Consider the following 19,791-nt stretch of genomic DNA (forward strand, 5'->3'; position numbering starts at 1 on the left):
TATGGTATAGTAGTATCATACTATCTATGAGGAGTTTACATGTCACAGGATAAGCAAATGAAAGCTGTTTCTCCCCTTCTACAGCAAGTCATCAATATCTCATCTATCGTCGGGGGTGTCGGCACCTTGATTTTCTGTATTTGGGCCTATCAGGCGGGTGTTTTACAGTCCAAGGAAACCCTATCGGCCTTTATCCAGCAAGCTGGGGTTTGGGGGCCACCACTCTTTATCTTTTTACAGATCCTACAAACCGTCGTTCCGATCATTCCGGGAGCTTTGACCTCAGTGGCTGGGGTCTTTATTTACGGCCACATCATCGGGACTATCTATAACTATATCGGCATCGTGATTGGCTGTGCCATTATCTTTTATCTCGTGCGCCTCTACGGAGCTGCCTTTGTCCAGTCCGTCGTCAGCAAACGCACCTATGACAAGTATATCGGTTGGCTAGATAAGGGCAATCGTTTCGAGCGGTTCTTTATCTTTATGATGATCTGGCCAGTTAGCCCGGCTGACTTTCTGTGTATGCTGGCTGCCCTCACCAAGATGACCTTCAAACGCTATATGATTATCATCATTCTGACCAAGCCCTTTACCCTAGTGGTTTATACTTATGGTTTGACTTATATTATTGATTTCTTCTGGCAGATGTTTTGAGAATAGAAAAATCCGTTTGGTTTCCCAAGCGGATGTTTTCTTTGTTTTATTTTGCGACACTCTTAGCGAGGACAAAGTTTCCAAGTGTGGCAGAACCATTGCCTGCAACTGCTGGAGTGACAATGTAGTCACGCACGTCTGGTACTGGTAGGTAACCATTTAGAAGAGCAGTGAATTTCTCACGTACACGGTCCAGCATGTGTTGCTGTGCCATGACGCCACCACCAAAGACGATCACGTCTGGGCGGAAAGTTACTGTAGCATTGACCGCAGCCTGAGCGATATAGTAGGCTTGAACGTCCCAGACAGAACTGTTGAGTTCGATGTTTTCACCACGAATACCTGTACGAGCTTCCAAACTTGGTCCAGCCGCAAAGCCTTCCAAACAGCCCTTGTGGAAAGGACAAACGCCGTTAAATTCTTTCTCCACATCCATTGGGTGTTTAGCCACATAGTAGTGACCCATTTCAGGGTGACCGACACCACCGATAAACTCACCACGTTGGATAACACCTGCACCAATCCCTGTACCGATCGTGTAGTAAACCAAGTTTTCGATACGACCACCAGCATTGTTACGAGCAACCACTTCACCATAGGCAGAGCTGTTTACATCTGTTGTGAAATACATAGGTACGTTGAGGGCACGACGAAGGGCACCAAGTAGGTCTACATTTGCCCAGTGAGGTTTTGGAGTCGTTGTGATAAAGCCATAGGTTTTTGAGTTTTTGTCGATATCAATCGGACCAAATGAACCGACAGCAAGACCTGCAAGATTATCGAATTTTGAAAAGAATTCGATGGTTTTATCGATAGTCTCGATAGGAGTTGTTGTTGGAAATTGTGTTTTTTCCACAACATTAAAGTTTTCATCACCGACAGCACAGACAAACTTTGTACCGCCCGCTTCTAAGCTTCCATATAATTTTGTCATGATAAACCTCTTATCTTTGTTTTCTCTATTATAGCACATTTTAAAGGGCTAGATTTCTCAATATTTTAGATTTTCCTCTGTAAATCTTACCATCCAAGTAAAAACGAACAAACATGATATTTGTTCGTTTTGTTTTTAGATTTGATTTTTGAAGAGGACTAGGCTTTCACTTCGATGATCGCGTCACCCTTGACAACTGAACCGCTTGCGACTGGTGTCACAGAAGCGTAGTCTGCTGTGTTGGTTACGATAACCATTGTTGTGTCATCAAGACCTGCAGCAGCGATTTTGTTTGAGTCAAATGTTCCAAGAACGTCACCAGCTTTGACCTTGTCGCCTTGAGCAACTTTTTGTTCAAAGCCTTCACCGTTCATAGTCACCGTGTCGATACCAACGTGGATCAAGATTTCAGCTCCATTTGCTGTCTTCAAACCATAAGCATGTCCTGTGGCAAAGGCGATCGATACTTCTGCATCAGCTGGTGCGTAAACCACGCCTTGGCTTGGTTTCACTGCAATCCCTTGTCCCATTGCACCACTTGAAAAGACTGGGTCATCAACATTCTCAAGGGCAACTACGTCCCCAACGATTGGAGTTTGGATTGTTTCACTTTGAGGAGCTGTTGGAATGTTACCAGTTGTTTCTTCTTGAACCAAACGTTCTGTCGCTACTTCAGAAGCAACTTCTTTTTCATCCTCGTAACCAAACATGTATGTAAGGGCAAAACCAAGAACGAATGATACAGCTACCATAAGAAGGTATTGGAACAATTGACCGTTACCAACGTACAACATTGTACCAGGGATGATGGTGATACCATTACCAGTACCAGCAAGTCCAAGGATAGAAGCCAATCCACCACCGATAGCACCAGCGATCAATGAAAGGAAGAATGGTTTACGGAAGCGCAAGTTCACCCCGAAGATAGCAGGCTCTGTAATACCGAGGAAGGCAGAAAGAGCAGCTGGGAAAGCAAGTGTTTTCAGTTTAGGATTCTTCGTTTTAACACCAACGGCAACTGTCGCAGCCCCTTGAGCTGTCATTGCTGCAGTGATGATAGCGTTGAATGGGTTGACATGGTCAGCAGCCAACAACTGAACTTCAAGCAAGTTGAAGATGTGGTGCACACCTGATACGACGATCAATTGGTGAACTCCACCGATGACCAAACCACCGAGACCAAATGGCAAGCCAAGAATTGCTTTTGTTCCGAGAAGGATGTAGTTTTCAACAACGTGGAAGACTGGTCCGATGACAAAGAGTCCAAGGATAGACATAACCAAAAGTGTCACGAATGGTGTCACCAAGAGATCCAAGACATCTGGAACCACTTTTCGGAGACCTTTTTCAAACTTGGCTCCGACCACCCCGATGATGAAGGCTGGAAGAACAGAACCTTGCAAACCAACAACAGGAATGAAGCCAAAGAAGTTCATAGCTGTTACTTCACCACCTGATGCTACTGCCCAAGCGTTTGGAAGCGAACCAGAAACCAGCATCATACCAAGGACGATACCAACTGCTGGATTTCCACCGAATACGCGGAAGGTTGACCATACAACTAAACCTGGTAAGATGATGAAAGCTGTATCTGTGAGGATTTGGCTGTAAATGGTAACATCTTCTGGAAGTGTGATTCCAAGAGCGTTCAAGAGACCACGAAGACCCATGAAGAGACCTGTCGCTACGATAACTGGAATGATTGGTACAAAGACGTCACCGAAAGTACGGATAGCACGTTGGAACCAGTTTCCTTGTTTAGCAGCTTCTGCTTTCATGTCTTCTTTAGAAGATGTTGGCAAACCAAGGGCAACAACTTCGTCATACATCTTGTTTACTGTACCAGTTCCAAAGATGATTTGGTATTGGCCTGAGTTAAAGAAAGCTCCTTGAACTTTATCCAAGTTCTCAATCACTTCCTTCTTGATTTTTCCTTCATCTTTGACCATGACACGTAGACGAGTCGCGCAGTGGGCTACACTGTTGACATTTTCACGTCCACCAAGGGCTTCGATGACCTTTTTTGCAATATCCTGATTGTTCATTTGCAAAAATCTCCTTATATAAAATTTTGTAAAGTGTTTGAAAGCGATTTTATCCGCCCTACGACTATTATTTTATCATGTTTCTAAAATATGTCAAGCGTTTTGCAGGATTTTTTATTTCCTTTCTTTTTTCTCTGATTATTTTTGCTCGTTTTTGATGGAAATTCTCTTTTTCCTCAAAAAAATATCTTTAAACTTGAGGAATCAAGGTTTTTATTTACATTTTCTTTCATTTTTTCGTGAAAATTTGCCAGATTTCCTTTACTTGATTTATGGCAATCGTTTGACATATTTTTCTTTTTTTTAACATAAAAGACTTGCTTTTTTTGTCGAAAACGTTTACTATTAATAATAGAATAGAACTCTTAGGGAGGAAAGATAAAATGGAATGGACAACCGAGCGCCGTTATAGACGCTATGAAGACTGGTCTAATGATGAAATCAAGCAAATCAAGGAAAAGATGGCACAATCTCCTTGGCATACTCGTTACCATGTTGAACCTAAAATGGGGCTTCTCAATGATCCAAATGGCTTTTCTTATTTTGATGGCAAATGGATCCTCTTTTACCAAAACTTCCCCTTCGGTGCAGCCCATGGGTTGAAGTCTTGGGTGCAGCTTGAAAGTGATGATTTAGTGCACTTTACAGAAACTGGAGTCAAAGTTTTACCAGATACTCCATTGGATAGCCACGGTGCCTACTCTGGTTCTGCCATGCAGTTTGGCGATAACTTGTTCCTATTTTATACAGGAAATGTCCGTGATGAAAATTGGAGCCGTCACCCTTACCAGATTGGTGCTTTGATGGATAAGGATGGCAAGATTACAAAGATTGACAAGATCTTGATTGACCAGCCAGCAGACTCTACAGACCACTTCCGCGACCCGCAAATTTTTAACTTCAAAGGTCAATACTATGCTATCGTCGGTGGACAGGATTTGGATAAAAAAGGCTTCGTCCGTCTCTACAAGGCTGTTGACAACGATTACACAAACTGGCAAGCAGTTGGCGACCTTGACTTCGCTAACGATCGCACTGCCTACATGATGGAATGCCCAAATCTGGTCTTTGTAGGGGAGCAACCTGTCCTTCTCTACTGTCCACAAGGATTGGATAAAAAAGTTCTAGACTACGATAATATCTATCCAAATATGTACAAAATCGGGGTTTCCTTTGATCCTGAAAATGCCAAAATGGTCGATGTGTCTCCATTGCAAAATCTAGACTATGGTTTTGAAGCCTATGCAACTCAAGCCTTCAACGCTCCGGATGGACGTGCACTAGCAGTAAGTTGGCTTGGACTGCCAGATGTTTCTTACCCATCTGATCGTTTTGACCACCAAGGAACCTTCTCATTGGTCAAAGAACTCACTATCAAAGATGGCAAACTCTACCAATATCCTGTATCAGCCGTCAAAGAACTTCGTTCTTCTGAAGAGGTCTTCTCAAATCGTACTCAAACCAATAACACCTATGAACTGGAGCTCAACTTGGAGGCCAATAGCCAAAACGAGATTGTCTTGCTCGCTGACAAAGAGGGCAAGGGGCTTTCAATCAACTTTGACCTTGTCAATGGACAGGTGACAGTGGATCGTAGTCAGGCTGGTGAACAGTACGCCCAAGAATTTGGTACAACTCGTTCTTGCCCTATCAATAACCAAACTACTACTGTCACTATCTTCATCGACAAGTCAGTCTTTGAAATTTTTATCAATAAAGGAGAAAAAGTATTTTCTGGTCGTGTCTTCCCACATGCGGACCAAAATGGTATCCTGATCAAGTCTGGAAACCCAACTGGAACTTACTATGAATTAGATTATGGTCGCAAAACTAACTGATGTCGCAAAGCTTGCAGGCGTCAGCCCCACTACCGTCTCACGGGTCATCAATAAAAAGGGGTATCTATCTGAGAAAACCATTCAAAAGGTTAATGAAGCCATGCGAGAATTGGGCTACAAGCCCAATAATCTGGCTCGAAGTCTCCAAGGAAAATCTGCCAAGTTGATTGGACTTATTTTCCCAAACATCAGTCATGTCTTTTATGCGGAGTTGATTGACAAGTTGGAACACCAACTCTTCAAAAATGGCTACAAGACCATCATCTGTAACAGCGAACATGACTCTGAAAAAGAACGGGAGTACATTGAAATGCTGGAGGCCAATCAGGTCGATGGTATCATTTCTGGAAGTCACAACTTGGGAATCGAAGACTACAATCGTGTAACGGCACCGATTATTTCCTTTGACCGAAATCTATCACCAGACATCCCTGTCGTCTCCTCTGATAACTACGGTGGCGGGGTCCTCGCTGCCCAAACTTTGGCCAAGACTGGCGCTCAGTCTATCATCATGATTACAGGAAATGATAATTCCAACTCGCCTACTGGACTGCGTCATGCTGGTTTTGCATCTGTACTCCCAAATGCTCCTATTATCAATGTTTCCAGTGACTTTTCTCCCGTCAGAAAGGAAATGGAAATCAAGAATATCTTGACTCATCAGAAACCAGATGCGATTTTTGCTTCGGATGATTTGACAGCTATCCTGGTTATCAAAATAGCTCAGGAGCTAGGTATCTCTGTTCCTGATGAGCTCAAGGTCATCGGCTACGATGGGACTTACTTTATCGAGAACTACTATCCTCACCTGACAACGATTAAGCAACCTATGAAAGAGATTGCCCAACTCACTGTTGATCTTCTCTTGCAGAAGATTGAAGGCAAGGAAGTTGCGACAACTGGTTACTTCTTACCAGTCACCCTATTACCTGGAAAAAGTATTTAAGTACAAAAAACTCAGACGAATTCGTCTGAGTTTTTTATGATCTTAAGTTTTCGAGATAGCGCTGGGCTGTCTCTAAGTTAAAGGTTTTCTCCGATATTAAGCGCTCAACTAGGGGAACAACTTCAGACTCGCTAGCACCAGCTAGTAGAGCTAAGGATTTGGCCTGCAACTTCATGTGGCCTTGCTGGATGCCCGTACTCACCAAGGCTTTCAGAGCCGCAAAGTTTTGTGCCAGTCCGATAGAAACGATAATTTGAGCTAATTCTTTGGCAGAAGGATTTCCCAGTAGTTCATGACTAAGAGCTACACGGGGATTGAGACCGATAGAGCCACCCTTGGTCGCTACAGGCATAGGTAGGGTCATCTCACCGACCAATTCTTCTCTTTCCATGTCCAGCGTCCAGCGACTAAGACCTTGATAGCGTCCGTCTCGACTGGCAAAAGCATGACCCCCGGCTTCGATGGCACGCCAGTCATTACCCGTGGCGATTAAAATGGCATCAATACCATTAAAAATCCCTTTATTATGAGTAGCTGCTCGGTAGGGATCAGCCTGCGCAAACTGGCTGGCCAAGGCTATTTTCTCCGCAATTTCTCGTCCTTGATCCTTTTGAGGGTTCAAGTAGCGAAAGGCGATACGACAGCTTGCAGTCACCAGAGAATCGGTCGCGTAATTGGACAGGATTCCCATGAGACTCTGTCCCTGACTGAGTTCTTCTAAGACTGGTTTCAAGGCTTCAAGCATGGTATTGAGCATATTGGCTCCCATGGCTTCCTGGGTATCGATATGGAGATAGACGACGAGAAAGTCTGTTTCTCCCTTAATCTGCTCTACACGCAAATCACGCGCACCACCTCCTCGTTTAACGATAGAAGGATAGGCTTGATTGGCAAGTTCCAAGAGTTCGGCTTTCTTGCTGGCAATCTTCTCTTGCGCTTGTTCAGGATCAGCAACTTGATAAAGGGCTACCTGACCAATCATCTGGCGCTGATGGACTTGAGCAGTAAAGCCACCTGCTCGTTTGATGATTTTACTTGCATAGCTGGCCGCAGCAACCACTGAGGGTTCTTCTGTCACATAGGGAACTGTGTAGTCCTGACCATTCACCAAAAGTTCTGGAATAATCGAATAAGGTAGAGAAAAAGTTCCCACTACATTCTCACTCAGCTGGTCTGCAACTGCCAAGCTGACTTGTTCATCCTGCTCCAGACTGGTTTGCTTTTCAGGACTAAGGAGCGCCTGAGCTTTCAGCAATTCCAGGCGCTCATGGTATGATTTTTTAGAAAATCCATTCCAACTTATCTTCATTATTTTTCAACCTTGCTATAACGGCGTTGGTGGTCGACAATCTCCACCAAGGCATAGTCTTGATGTTCATAAGCTGCAAATTGGGCTGAACCAGATTCGTCCAACTGCACCTCTTCGAAGAATACTTTTTCATAGTCTGCAACGGATAGGACTGTACGTTGTTTGAGTTTGCTCAAGCGATCCTTATCAAGGTAAGCCTCATAGCCTTCGACCAATTCACCACTAAAGAACTCTGAAACAGCTCCACTTCCGTAACTGTAGAGGGCAATTTTATCGCCAGCCTTCAAAGTCTCTGCATTTTCCAAAAGGGAAAGGAGGCCAAGGAAGAGGGAACCTGTATAGATATTCCCAATCATCTGACTGTAGAGAATGGATTTGTCAAAGTTTTCTTGCAAACTATCCTGTTTTTCTTTAGACAAAGTTTTGTCCATCATCTTGCGCAAGCCTTTTAAGGCTAACTTAGGATAAGGCAAGTGGAAGCAGATAGCCGCAAAGTCATCCATAGTCCAATCGTAGCGTTTCTTGTATTCATCCCAAGTCGTTGTCAGGCAATCAAGATACTGTTGGGTCGAGTACATGCCGTTTACATAAGGAGTGCTTGAATAGTTTGGACGCCAGAAATCCATGATGTCACGAGTTTGAGCAACGTTATCATTGTTAAAAGCCATGATACGTGGATTTTGCGTGATTAGCATCGCCACACTTCCAGCTCCCTGGGTTGGCTCACCCGGAGTTTCCACACCATACTTGGCAATATCACTGGCAATGACTAAAACCTTGGACTCTGGAGAATTTTCCACATGCAATTTAGCATAATGAAGGGCAGCTGTCGCTCCATAGCAGGCTTCTTTGATTTCAAAGCTACGGGCGAAAGGCTGAATGCCTAATAGGCCATGAACAAAGACTGCCGCTGCCTTACTCTGGTCAATCCCTGACTCAGTCGCCACGATGACCATATCGATTTCTTCTTTTTCTTTGTCTGTTAAAATAGAGTTGCTTGCACTAGCTGCCAAGGTAACAATGTCCTCAGTCAGTGGAGCAATACTAATTTCATTTAACAAGAGTCCCTTGCTAAATTTTTCGGGGTCAACTCCCCTCGCTTCTGCTAAGTCTTGTAATTTCAAGACATATTGACTGGTCGCAAAACCAATCTTATCAATACCGATTGTCATATTTACCTCTGTTTTTTCATTCATTGTAAAAAATCGTTTCATTCTATTTTATCACAAATAGGAACAAAAGAGAGAAAAAAGACTTGATTCAACAAATCAAGTCTTTGCTTTGATTGTATTAGGAAGAGATTCCTCGTTGTTTTCGGATGTAGTAATAAAGCTTTAGAATCACCGTTCCACTTGCCATTCCAATGGAAATAACGAGGGCTAACATAACCACCAAAGTCGCGCTGGCAATAGCATGGCTGTAATCGCCTGTCACAAAGAAGGCAGTCGTCCGATAGGATAAATAACCTGGCACCAAGGGGGCAAGAATAGCCAAGACAAAGACCACCGCTGGTGTCTTATAGACAATACTTAAAATCTGACTGATGCAAGAGCCAATTACTGCTGCGATAAAGGTCGCGACAATAACATTGGTTGGTTCTTTGAGGACGAGATAGAGGAGCCAAACGCCCATTCCCAAAACACCACCAGGTAGGAGCATGGAGCGTTGAACATTCAGTACGATTAGAAAGGTGATAATGGCGAGTAAACTCGCCACTGCTTGGAGCAAAATACTTGTTAGAGTCATCTTATGTCATCAAAACCAGGGCGACAGAGGTGCCAGCCCCTAAAGCGAGGGTAATGAGCAAAGATTCAAACATCTTGCTCATACCAGAGTTGATATGGTTGGTCATGATATCCCGTACCGCATTTGTCAGAGCAATCCCTGGAACAAAGGGCATGACCGCTCCTGCTATAATCAGGTCTGCCGTCGAAGGAAATCCTGTATAGCGGGCCCAGAACTGGGCGATCAATCCGAAAACAAAGGCACCCGCAAAGGCCGTTACAAAAGGAATGCGGACAAACTTCTCGACGTAGAGAGAGAAGGCAAATCCAAATAAAGTTGCAATAGCTGCACCAAAAGCGTCATAAACATTGCCCCCAAACATAATCGAGAAGAAAGGGGCACTGAGGGTCGCTGCTACAGTCACTTGGAACTTTGTATAAGGAAGTGCTTGATCGCCGATTTCTTTCAGCTTTTTAAAGGCTGTCGAGAGATCAATCTGGCCACCGACAAGCTCCCGTGATACTTGATTGACATCGCAAACTTTTTCAATGTTATAAGAGGATGAGGTCACCCGTTTCATCCGAGAAATATTGGTGTTTTCAATAGAAAAGAAAATAGCTGCGGGCATGGCAAGAACATTGCAATCCAATATTCCCTGCGAATGGGCAATACGGATCATCGTATCCTCGACCCGATGAATCTCTGAGCCACTTTTCAGGAGAATGGTTCCTGCTAGCATAATCACATCAATGACGGCATTCAACTCTCTCGATTCGTCCATTTTCTCCTCCTTTTTCTACTCCCTATATTTTATCACAAAATCTTGTGAAAAAAAATCTTTGTCATGAAATCATGACAAAGATTCGTTTAATCTCGAGAACTTTCGTGAGATCCTTCATTATTGGATGAACTGCTAGAAGGAGTGTTCCCTTGTTGATTTCCTTGTTGGTTCCCCTGGTTTGGACTTGTAGGAGAACCCTGGTTCCCACGTTGGGCAGGATTAGAGGATGAAGTTGACGGTGGTGTTTTTGGTTTGTAGATGGAAAGTTTGATACGCGTACTTGCAAGATCAACCAGTTCTCCTGCTCTTGGCGTTTGACTTACAACAGTTCCTTCTGCCGTTCCTTCAGGAGCAGTCGATACTTCAACAACCTCAATATTTGCTTCCTTCACACCGACAATCTGAGTCAAGTTATTCTTTGTAAACTCGAGACTTGAACCGATGTAGTTCGGCATGCTGACACTAGTCACCTTCTTAGCCACTGTTAAGGTAATCGTAGTGGCTTTTGAGAGATCATAAGTCGAACCCGAAGCAGGGGTCTGTCTGATGACGATTCCAGGTTCGCTTTCATTGGATTCTTCCTCTTCCATCTTGATTAGATTTTCAGGAACCTTCTTCTCCTTGAGTTCAGCTACAACTTCCGTATACTTACGTCCGACATAATTGCTCAATTGGAAGGATTGCTTACCAGAAGAAACAATCAAATTGACCTTGGTTCCTTCTTTTCGGCCACTACCAGCTTCTGGATCCGTTCGAATAACACGTCCTTCTGCTACTGTATCGCTAGCTTCTGACTTTTCTTCACCGGCTTCAAACTTGGATTTTTTAAGAGCTTCCTTAGCCTCTGCAACGGTTTGTCCAGCTACGTCAGGAATGGGAATCGTTGCTGGTGTTCTTGACAAAATCCAGACCAAAGAGGCTGCAACCAATAGAAGACTGGCCAAAAGAATCATATAGCGAGCCTTAAACTTCCGTTTCTTGGCTGGCTTTGGCGCTGGAGCCGGCTCTGCCACTGGTTGAGTTGGTTTCTTTGGCTGAGGGCGTCCTTCCTGCGCCGGAGCTTTAGGAATCGATGTCAGTGTACTTTGTGGAACTTTAGGTAAAGTCTTAGTGTCTGCCTTACTCGCATCATCAAAGGCCAGTTTCGGTTCATTCCGACGATTATAAGACAAGCTAGTTGACAAGTCCACATACATTTCTGAAACAGACTGATAACGGTCTGACAGCTTCTTAGCAGTCGCCTTGATGACAACATTTTCTAAAGCCTGAGGGACAGATGGGTTTTCAGCTATGACGGACGGAAGTGGCTTCTGGAAATGCTGGAGGGCAATCGTAACCGCGCTATCCCCATCATAAGGGATATGTCCCGTCAGCATTTCATAGAAGATAATCCCCATTGCATAGATATCACTCTGGAAGGTCGCTTTTGATCCACGCGCTTGCTCAGGTGACAAATAATGAACAGAGCCTAACATTGAGTTGGTCTGGGTCAGACTAGTCTCCGCAAAGGCTACGGCAATCCCAAAGTCCGTGACCTTAGCTGTGCCGTCAGGTGTCAAGAGGATATTTTGAGGTTTCAAATCCCGGTGAACAATGCCTCGAGTATGGGCTAAGCGCATGGCCAAGAGGATTTGCCCCATGATCCGAACTGCTTCTTCGTTTGAAAGAGGATAGTGTTCTTTGATATAACGCTTGAGGTCAAGGCCTGCTACGTATTCCATAGCTAGGTACTGTTGACCGTCTTCCTCACCAATATCTGTTATCCGAACGATATGAGGATGGTCCAGATCCGCCATGGCCCTCGCTTCACGCTGGAAACGTGCCACAGCAATCGGGTCCGTCTGGTAGTTGGTCCTCAGGACCTTCACTGCCACTTCTTCCCCGTCTAGGATCAAATCCTTGGCCAAGTAAACATCTGCCATGCCTCCTCGACCAATCTGCTTGACAATCCGATACCGCCCGGCAAAAATCTTGCCGATTTGGATCATTCTGCTGCCTCCTCGTTCATGTAAACAAGGGCAACCGTAATGTTGTCTAAACCTCCTGCATTGTTAGCGAAGCGAATGAGGGTTGCCGCCTTGTCTGCTAAGGAAATATCACTGGTTACGATATCATAAATCTCGCTTGCCGAAATCATATTGGTCAAACCATCACTATTGAGCAAGAGATAATCTCCTGACTCCAGTGTAATCATCCCAAAATCTGGCTGGATTTCATCTTTTTGTCCGATAGACTGGGTGATGATATTCTTTTGAGGGTGAGTTTCTGCTTCTTCTGGAGTCAATTGACCAGCCTTGAGCAATTCGTTGACCAAGGAATGGTCACTCGTCAACTGGTGGTATTCTTCTCCACGAATCAAACCGATACGAGAATCTCCAATGTGAGCATAGATGGCTTGGTTGTCAATAAACGCAACAGCTTCTAGCGTTGTTCCCATACCTCTGTAGGCTTCGTCCTGACCTAGTTGATGAATTTTTTGATTTTCAATCTCCAGGTAGTGGGCAAACCACTCACGAACTTCATTGACTGAGTCAATTTGGGTATCCACCCAAGCCACACCAAGGTCTGTCACCGCCATCTCACTAGCGATATTTCCTGCACGGTGTCCTCCCATCCCGTCAGCCAAGATGATCATGGTGCGTCCTGCTCGGTTGACAAAGTGATTGACATAGTCCTGATTATTTGTCCGTTTCTGACCAACATCTGTTAATAATGCTATTTCCATTGTGTCAGTTCCTTCCTATTCTGATATCTTGCGAAATTGGCTGATAAAGAATCCATCACTTCCATACAATTCTGGAGTAATAAGGATGCAGCCATCTTTCAGGATATCTTTACATTCGTGTTCTAGTTTAACCTGCTCGAACTCGGGATGACTTTCTAAAAACGCCTCAACGACTTGAAAGTTCTCCTCAGAGACAATAGTACAGGTACTATACGTTATTATACCACCTTTTCGTAGTGTTTGACAAACACTACCTAATATTTCCAGCTGAATTTCCTGCAATGACGTGAAATCTGCCGTTTCCTTATTGTATTTGATATCTGGTTTGCGGCGCAAGAGTCCAATTCCAGAACAGGGAGCATCTACCAAAATCTTATCAAAAGAGTCCTTTTCAAAAAACTCATGCACTTTTCTGGCATCCAATTTTTGCGTTTGCACTCGATCTGCCACACCTAAACGCTCCGCATTTTCTTGGATCAAGTCCAACTTGTGATCATAAAGATCCAAAGCCGTCACCTTACCAGATGTGAGGTAAGAAGCAATATGGGCTGTCTTTCCACCTGGAGCCGCACAGGCATCTAGAACCTGTTCATCTCCTTGCAGATCAAGAATGGGAGCAACCAATTGACTGGACTCGTCTTGGATGGTTATAGCCCCTTCTGCGAACAAATCATGACCTGCAAAGTGGCCTTGCTCCTTGACCAGACCAGTGGCCGCCAAAGGGGAATCAGTCGTCTCTAACACAGCTTTGAATTCCTCTTTTCGGCTCAAGTCAGTCACCCGAATGCTGGCTTTGTTACGCACCAAGAGACTTTCAAAAATGGCTTGGGCTCGCTCTTCCCCGTACTCTTCCTTGAGCTTAGATACTAGCCAAACTGGGAGAGAATAGGCAATGGAATCACGCTTGTTTTTGCGTTTGATAGTTGCAATATCTGGCCACCCTTCTCGCAAGATACGACGAAGAACAGCATTGACTAGCTTTTCACTGCCTTTTTTACGTGCTTTAGCTATTTCCACTGCTTCATTGACCACAGCATGGTCAGGTACCTTATCTAGAAAACGGACTTGGTAGGTACTCATGAGAAGAAGAACATAGAGCCAGTTATCTAGCTTATCCCGGTCTTCGATAAAGTGGGACAGGTACCATTCCAGAGTCAGTTTTCGGGCTACCGTACCGTAGACAATTTCTGTCACCAAGCCCTTATCTGCTGCTGAGAGTTGACTCCCCTTAAGGTGTTTGTTTAAGGCAATATTGGAGTATGCTTGGTTAACCAAAACATCCTCTAGCACTGCTAGAGCTAGACTTCTAGCCGTTTCTACTTTAGTCACCAAATCGTTCTCCTACAGTCAATGTCCGTCCCACTCCGTTGAGGAAGGAAGAAATATCCATCTTAGGCTTACCAGCTGGCTGCACTTGCTTGAGAGACAGAGCACCTTCAGCCGTTGCGACAATCAATTCCTTCTTGCCAATAGACAGAATCTCACCTGGAGCTCCCTGACCTTCTACTGGCAGGGCTTCATAAATCTTAAAGCGATCACCCTTGAGAAAAGTGTGAGCAACAGGCCATGGATTCATGCCACGTATTTGGTTGAAGAGTTGACGATTGGTTTTAGTCCAATCGAGTTTCTCTTCCTCTGGTTTGATATTTGGCGAGAAAGTGACTTGGCTTGGGTCCTGAGGCACAGGTTTGATCTCCCCGGCAATATAGCCAGGCAAAGTGTCCAAAAGCAAGTCACGGCCAACAATCGCTAATTTCTCAAACAAGGTGCCGACATTGTCCTCATCTGTGATAGGAATACTGCGACGAGAAATCATATCCCCTGCATCCATTTCCTTGACCATCTCCATAATGGTCACACCAGCTTCCTCATTCCCTTGAATCAAGGCATAATGAATGGGAGCTCCACCACGGTGTTTGGGAAGAAAGGAAGCGTGAACATTGACCGCAAAGTCCATGCTATCAAGAAGTTTACTTGGGAGAAATTGCCCAAAAGCAGCGGTCACAATCCCATCTGCTCCTAGCTTCATAATGGCTTCCATCTCTGGACTTCCAGATAATTTTTCAGGCTGGTAGATAGGAAGGCCTGCTTCTTTGGCAGCCTGCTTAACCGGGGTTTCTTGGATCACTTTTTTACGGCCGACAGCGCGATCAGGCTGAGTCACAACTGCTAGAATTTCATAACGGTCGTCTGATAACAACCCCTTCAAAACTGTCGCTGAAAAATCGGGAGTCCCCATAAAGATTAGTTTTGTCATTTCTTCTCCTTCTTATAAAAATTGCTGCGGTTCATGGTCAATGCTGAGACGAAGCTCACTATTTTCCCGTTCTTGAGTCAAGGCCAAAACCCGATTGAGAGTCTGTCCCAGCTCATCTTCTAAACGGTATTTAATCAAAATCTGGTAATGATAAAGGTTGTGGGTACGGGCGATGGGTTTTGGCGTTGGTCCAAGGATTTTACTAGTTTCCGATAAACCTGAGCGTAAAATTCCCATAACTTCATAAGCACGTTTGACAACCTCTTCTTCTTTCTTGTGAGAGAGGGTAATCCCAATCGTAAAATAATAAGGCGGATAGCCGAGTTGGCGCCTGATTCCCATTTCATAAGCATAAAAGCCTTCGTAGTCCTGATCCTTGGCAAAACGAATGGCATAGTGCTCCGGATTGTATGACTGAATCAAGACCTGCCCAGCTTTTTCCGCACGACCTGCCCGTCCTGCCACCTGAGTTAAGAGTTGGAAGGTTCTCTCAGAAGAACGGAAATCAGGCAGATTCAAGGCTGTATCCGCATTGAGGACTCCGACTAGGGTCACATTTGGAAAATCCAAGCCCTTAGCAATCATTTGAGTTCCCAACAAGATATCTGCTTCCCCTTGACCAAACTGGTCAAGAAGAGCTTGGTGACTGCCTTTCCTACGGGTTGTATCCACATCCATTCGCAGAATGCAGGCCTGAGGAAAGAGTTCTGCCAGCTCATCGTAGGCTTTCTGAGTCCCCGTCCCGTAGTAGCGAATGCTGCGGCTCTGACAGTTGGGACAGACATGAGGAATACCCTTAGAAAAACCACAGTAATGGCAGTTCATGGTCTTGGTATCCATGTGGAGAGTCAGAGAAATGTCACAGTTGGGACAAGTATCCACCGTCCCACACTCCCGACACATAACAAAGCTAGAATAACCCCGACGGTTGAGCATGAGGACTACCTGCTCTTTTTTATCCAAGCGGTCTTGGATGGCTTCTAGCAAAGGGGGCGTAAAGTTTGACGTCTCATTCTGCCCGATATAGTCCCGAAAGTCAATCACTTGAACCTCAGGAATAGTGGCTAAAGGATTGGCCCGTTGGGTCAGACGTAAGTGTTGATAGACGCCTTTTCCAGCCCGCGCACGGCTTTCTAAGCTCGGTGTTGCCGAACCAAGGACTAGGGCTGCTTGATTGTACTGGGCCCGTAAAATGGCGACCTCTCTGGCATGATAACGGGGATTGCTGTCTTGTTTGTAGCTAGCTTCATGTTCTTCATCGATAATCATGACACCCAGATTTTTCAAAGGAGCAAAGATAGCTGACCGAGCGCCAACAACAACTTGGGCATCTCCACGCTCAACCTTGCGCCATTCGTCGTACTTCTCACCATTGGATAGGCCTGAGTGAAGAATGGCTACTTTCTCACCGAAACGAGCAATGAACCGCTCCGTCATTTGTGGCGTCAGAGAAATCTCAGGTACCAGTAAAATAGCCGTCTTACCCTTATCCAAGGCTCCTTGGATAATCTGCAAATAAACCTCTGTCTTCCCACTTCCTGTAATTCCTTGAAGGAGGAAAGGAGGCTGTTGACTGCCAATAGCACTGACAACGGCATCACGCGCCTGTCTTTGTTCTGGATTCAATTCCAAAGGTTGGCTGGCTTCAATGCCTTCAAAATAAGCAGCTGAGCGTTGCACTTCCTTTTGGACTATGGACACAGCACCTTGTTCCACAAGGAAGTTGACTTGCTCGCGTGAGTAGGATTCTAACAAGCTAGCCAGAGGAGCACTCTTAGGATGAGACAGCAAATAGTCTCTCAGCTCTGCCTTTTTCTTAGCACGCGCAGAAATCTCAATCTGCTCTAGTCGAGTAGTATCAAGCTCATACCAAGACTGGGTCTTGACCTTCTTTTGATCGACTGCCTGGTATTCTAAGCGGAGCAGCCCTTTCCTGGTCAAGCGCATCATTTCTGCCTGCTTGGCTAAATCTAGAGAAGAAAAGGCTAGCGAATCTTCTGAACCAAACAGACGCTCTCGGTCTGTCTGACTCAGACCTTCCAGAGGATAGAGAATTTTATCATAACTGGAGTTTAAAAATCCTGGAAGCATGGCTTTTAGAATGGAGATTTTATAAGAAAAAACGGACTTGCGTAACTCCTCAGCCAGCCAGAGTTGCTCCTGAGTCAAGACAGGAGAAAAATCTAGCACTTCTGCAATCTCCTTCAAGTCCTGATCAGCCACTTCTTCATCCAACTGGGACTCCAGGCCTAGCACAATTCCTTGGATCAAACGATTGCCCTTACCGAAGGGGACATGGACCCGCATACCGACTTCCAGCATCTCTACAAATTCCTCTGGAACCTTATAACTATAGGGCTGGTCCGTCTGCATCAGGGGAACATCCACAATAATCTTTGCGATTGCCATCTTCTCACCTCCTTCTTGTCAGTAAATTCTTGCAATAGAAAAAATAAGATTGAGTCCCCCCAACCTTAAATTTTTTCACCATCTTCTTTTTCTTTAGCGATTTGCTCTTTGATTTTCTTTTCTTCTTCTTCTTTGCGGCGTTTTTCTTCTTCGATACGGAGACGAACCGCTTCACGTTTTCCTTCTGGATCTGGGTGAATGGTTACATTTCCTGACTCGATTTCTTCCAAAGCGCGAAGAGTTGATTTTTCAGACTTAAACTCTTGAGTAGCTGGCGCACCTGCTTCTAGTTCGTGGGCACGCTTTGCTTCCAAGATTACGAGTGAATATTTTGATGGCACCTTGTCTAGCAAGGTATCAATAGAGGGTTTTAACATCATTTGCTTGTACCTGTTTCCTATAGTTTATCGAGTAGTTGGAGATTTTGGCAACATCTCCTGGTAGTGACCAATGACACGGTCCACACGGAAGTGTTCTGCTTCGATCACACGCTTGACACGTTCAGCAGCGAGGGGCACCTGATCGTTGACAATGGCATAATCATACTCACGCATGAGAGCAATTTCTTCCTTGGCTTTTTCGATTCGTTGGGCAATCACTTCAGCGCTATCTGTTCCACGACCTACCAAACGATCTTGCAATTCATCCAAATCTGGTGGCGTTAGAAAGATAAAGACAGCATCTGGAACCTTTTTCTTAACCTGAAGGGCTCCTTGGACTTCAATCTCAAGAAAGACATCGATTCCCTTGTCCAAAGTTTCATTGACATAGGTTAGAGGAGTTCCATAGTAGTTACCGACATATTCTGCATATTCCAACATCTGACCTTGGCGAATCAACTCTTCAAACTCTTCACGAGTACGGAAGAAATAGTCCACCCCGTCCACTTCACCAGGACGTTGCGCACGCGTCGTCATCGATACAGAGTATTGAAATTGATTCTCAGAACTCTCAAAAATCTCTCTTCTAACCGTTCCTTTCCCAACTCCTGAAGGACCAGAAAAAACGATTAGCAAGCCTCGGTCTGCCATTATGTCTCCTTTAGTTAGTCTGTGAAATAAAGTGAAATTTCTCTCGGATACTGATGATTGCGTCAGTTATCCTTCTACAGTCTTTCTATCTAGTGTAACAAAAAAGCAGTAATATTTCAACTGCTCTTTCTTATTTATTTAGCATAAAATAGCATTAAAAAAAGGAATAACATATAAAAAGACTTGCTATTTTATTCTATTTAAGAGATAATTGTAATAATAATATTAAAAAGGAGATTTTTATGGGAGTTTATAAAGGAAAGTCTGTTGACGAGGCAATTGAAAATGGTTTATTAGATTTAAACCTCAAAAAAGAAGATGTTCATATACATGTTATCGAAAAAGGCCAAAATGGAATCTTTGGTTTTTTTGAAAAAGAAGCTGAGGTAGAAATAACACCTTTAACTGAGAAGGAACTCAAATTAAAGAAATTAGCTCCATATTTGAGTGCCGGAGGTTTTGTTATTTTAATTTTATTTTTTATCTTAATTGGAGTAATCCAAAATAACAAATCTAATTCGTCTACTTCTTTGCCTTCGTCTACAAATCCTAGTTCGGTTACAGAAAAATCTACTGAAATATCAAGTAAACCTTCATCTACCTCTAAAGAATCCTCAACAAGTTCAAGTAGCCAATCTAGTTCAACTAGTTCATCATCTGGCTCAGTTGAAAATTCATCAAGTACAACTACTTCATCTCAATCTACAGTTATTACAGTAGAAAATAATTCTGAGTTTAAAGAACTTCTACAAACCGAAAACACAGACAAAATAACAGAATTTATACAAAAATATAAAGGTCAGACAATTGAATTTGATGGGAATTTTGCTGATTTGGCTAAGGTGAAGTCAAAGTATGATATTCTTATTCATTCTGGAGATTATCATCCTGATGAAGCAACTGGACCTAATTTTAAGTTTATTGAAATTAGCCTTATTTCTAACCCTGTTTTCAAACCATTCAATGGTGAAAATATCAGAAAAGGACAAAATGTTCATATAAAGGCCAAAGTTGGAGCCTATAACGCCACACAAGATTTAATTTACCTATCTCCAATTGAGGTCTCACCTAGATAAATAATTAATATCTCTTGTTTAGTTAATAATTAAAAAACTGAAATCAGATAAAAATCTG

The 19,791-nt window shown here is 43.9% G+C and carries 17 protein-coding genes; 4 read left to right on the plus strand and 13 right to left on the minus strand.

Annotated elements, in window-relative coordinates; genetic code table 11:
- Positions 1-39 precede the first annotated feature (39 nt).
- Positions 40-657, plus strand: coding sequence for a TVP38/TMEM64 family protein (locus B7714_RS08420; RefSeq protein WP_000076176.1), 618 nt, complete (start codon positions 40-42; stop codon positions 655-657).
- Between the two features lie 46 nt (positions 658-703).
- Here the strand turns inward: B7714_RS08420 and scrK are convergent, their stop codons facing one another.
- Together scrK and B7714_RS08430 are read right to left on the minus strand one after the other, a co-directional pair.
- On the minus strand, positions 704-1,591 hold the full coding sequence (gene scrK, locus B7714_RS08425) for a fructokinase ScrK (protein WP_084860218.1): 888 nt from the start codon (positions 1,589-1,591) through the stop codon (positions 704-706).
- 158 nt (positions 1,592-1,749) lie between these two features.
- Positions 1,750-3,636 (minus strand): sucrose-specific PTS transporter subunit IIBC, encoded by a 1,887-nt coding sequence (locus B7714_RS08430; protein WP_084860219.1) that lies wholly within the window; start codon positions 3,634-3,636, stop codon positions 1,750-1,752.
- Between the two features lie 383 nt (positions 3,637-4,019).
- Here B7714_RS08430 and B7714_RS08435 point away from each other — a divergent pair, with 383 nt between their 5' ends.
- The gene (locus tag B7714_RS08435; protein ID WP_084860220.1) at positions 4,020-5,474 is read left to right on the plus strand and encodes a sucrose-6-phosphate hydrolase; all 1,455 of its coding nucleotides are present in this window, start codon (positions 4,020-4,022) and stop codon (positions 5,472-5,474) included.
- On the plus strand, positions 5,455-6,420 hold the full coding sequence (locus tag B7714_RS08440; RefSeq protein WP_084860221.1) for a LacI family DNA-binding transcriptional regulator: 966 nt from the start codon (positions 5,455-5,457) through the stop codon (positions 6,418-6,420). The genes B7714_RS08435 and B7714_RS08440 overlap by 20 nt, the downstream gene beginning before the upstream one ends.
- 34 nt (positions 6,421-6,454) lie before the next feature.
- On the opposite strand, the gene B7714_RS08445 is transcribed toward B7714_RS08440, so the two are convergent.
- The 11 genes from B7714_RS08445 to gmk all read right to left on the minus strand — a co-directional run bounded on the left by B7714_RS08445 (position 6,455) and on the right by gmk (position 18,657).
- Positions 6,455-7,729, minus strand: coding sequence for a hydroxymethylglutaryl-CoA reductase, degradative (locus B7714_RS08445; RefSeq protein ID WP_084860222.1), 1,275 nt, complete (start codon positions 7,727-7,729; stop codon positions 6,455-6,457).
- The gene (locus B7714_RS08450) at positions 7,729-8,901 is read right to left on the minus strand and encodes a hydroxymethylglutaryl-CoA synthase (RefSeq protein WP_049477902.1); all 1,173 of its coding nucleotides are present in this window, start codon (positions 8,899-8,901) and stop codon (positions 7,729-7,731) included. Before B7714_RS08450 ends, B7714_RS08445 begins: the two co-directional genes overlap by 1 nt.
- Before the next feature lie 118 nt (positions 8,902-9,019).
- Positions 9,020-9,475, minus strand: coding sequence for a threonine/serine exporter family protein (locus tag B7714_RS08455; protein WP_000176909.1), 456 nt, complete (start codon positions 9,473-9,475; stop codon positions 9,020-9,022).
- 1 nt (position 9,476) lies between these two features.
- Complete coding sequence (locus B7714_RS08460; RefSeq protein WP_000344538.1) at positions 9,477-10,235, minus strand: threonine/serine exporter family protein; 759 nt, start codon at positions 10,233-10,235, stop codon at positions 9,477-9,479.
- Positions 10,236-10,321: 86 nt separating this feature from the next.
- A complete protein-coding gene (pknB, locus tag B7714_RS08465; RefSeq protein ID WP_084860223.1) occupies positions 10,322-12,223 on the minus strand; it encodes a Stk1 family PASTA domain-containing Ser/Thr kinase in 1,902 nt (633 codons plus the stop codon).
- Complete coding sequence (locus B7714_RS08470) at positions 12,220-12,960, minus strand: Stp1/IreP family PP2C-type Ser/Thr phosphatase (protein WP_000401527.1); 741 nt, start codon at positions 12,958-12,960, stop codon at positions 12,220-12,222. The genes pknB and B7714_RS08470 overlap by 4 nt, the downstream gene beginning before the upstream one ends.
- A gap of 15 nt (positions 12,961-12,975) precedes the next feature.
- The gene (gene rsmB, locus B7714_RS08475) at positions 12,976-14,289 is read right to left on the minus strand and encodes a 16S rRNA (cytosine(967)-C(5))-methyltransferase RsmB (protein ID WP_162284815.1); all 1,314 of its coding nucleotides are present in this window, start codon (positions 14,287-14,289) and stop codon (positions 12,976-12,978) included.
- On the minus strand, positions 14,282-15,217 hold the full coding sequence (gene fmt / locus B7714_RS08480; RefSeq protein ID WP_084860225.1) for a methionyl-tRNA formyltransferase: 936 nt from the start codon (positions 15,215-15,217) through the stop codon (positions 14,282-14,284). The genes rsmB and fmt overlap by 8 nt, the downstream gene beginning before the upstream one ends.
- 12 nt (positions 15,218-15,229) lie before the next feature.
- On the minus strand, positions 15,230-17,626 hold the full coding sequence (locus B7714_RS08485) for a primosomal protein N' (RefSeq protein ID WP_084860226.1): 2,397 nt from the start codon (positions 17,624-17,626) through the stop codon (positions 15,230-15,232).
- A gap of 65 nt (positions 17,627-17,691) precedes the next feature.
- Positions 17,692-18,006 (minus strand): DNA-directed RNA polymerase subunit omega, encoded by a 315-nt coding sequence (gene rpoZ / locus B7714_RS08490; protein ID WP_002874282.1) that lies wholly within the window; start codon positions 18,004-18,006, stop codon positions 17,692-17,694.
- A gap of 24 nt (positions 18,007-18,030) precedes the next feature.
- Positions 18,031-18,657 (minus strand): guanylate kinase, encoded by a 627-nt coding sequence (gmk, locus tag B7714_RS08495; RefSeq protein ID WP_000775041.1) that lies wholly within the window; start codon positions 18,655-18,657, stop codon positions 18,031-18,033.
- A 242-nt stretch (positions 18,658-18,899) separates the two neighbouring features.
- Here gmk and B7714_RS08500 point away from each other — a divergent pair, with 242 nt between their 5' ends.
- The gene (locus B7714_RS08500; protein ID WP_084860227.1) at positions 18,900-19,733 is read left to right on the plus strand and encodes a DUF4839 domain-containing protein; all 834 of its coding nucleotides are present in this window, start codon (positions 18,900-18,902) and stop codon (positions 19,731-19,733) included.
- Positions 19,734-19,791: the final 58 nt, after the last annotated feature.

Source organism: Streptococcus oralis subsp. oralis (assembly GCF_002096595.1).
In the GTDB taxonomy this organism is placed as follows: Bacteria; Bacillota; Bacilli; order Lactobacillales; family Streptococcaceae; genus Streptococcus; species Streptococcus oralis_D.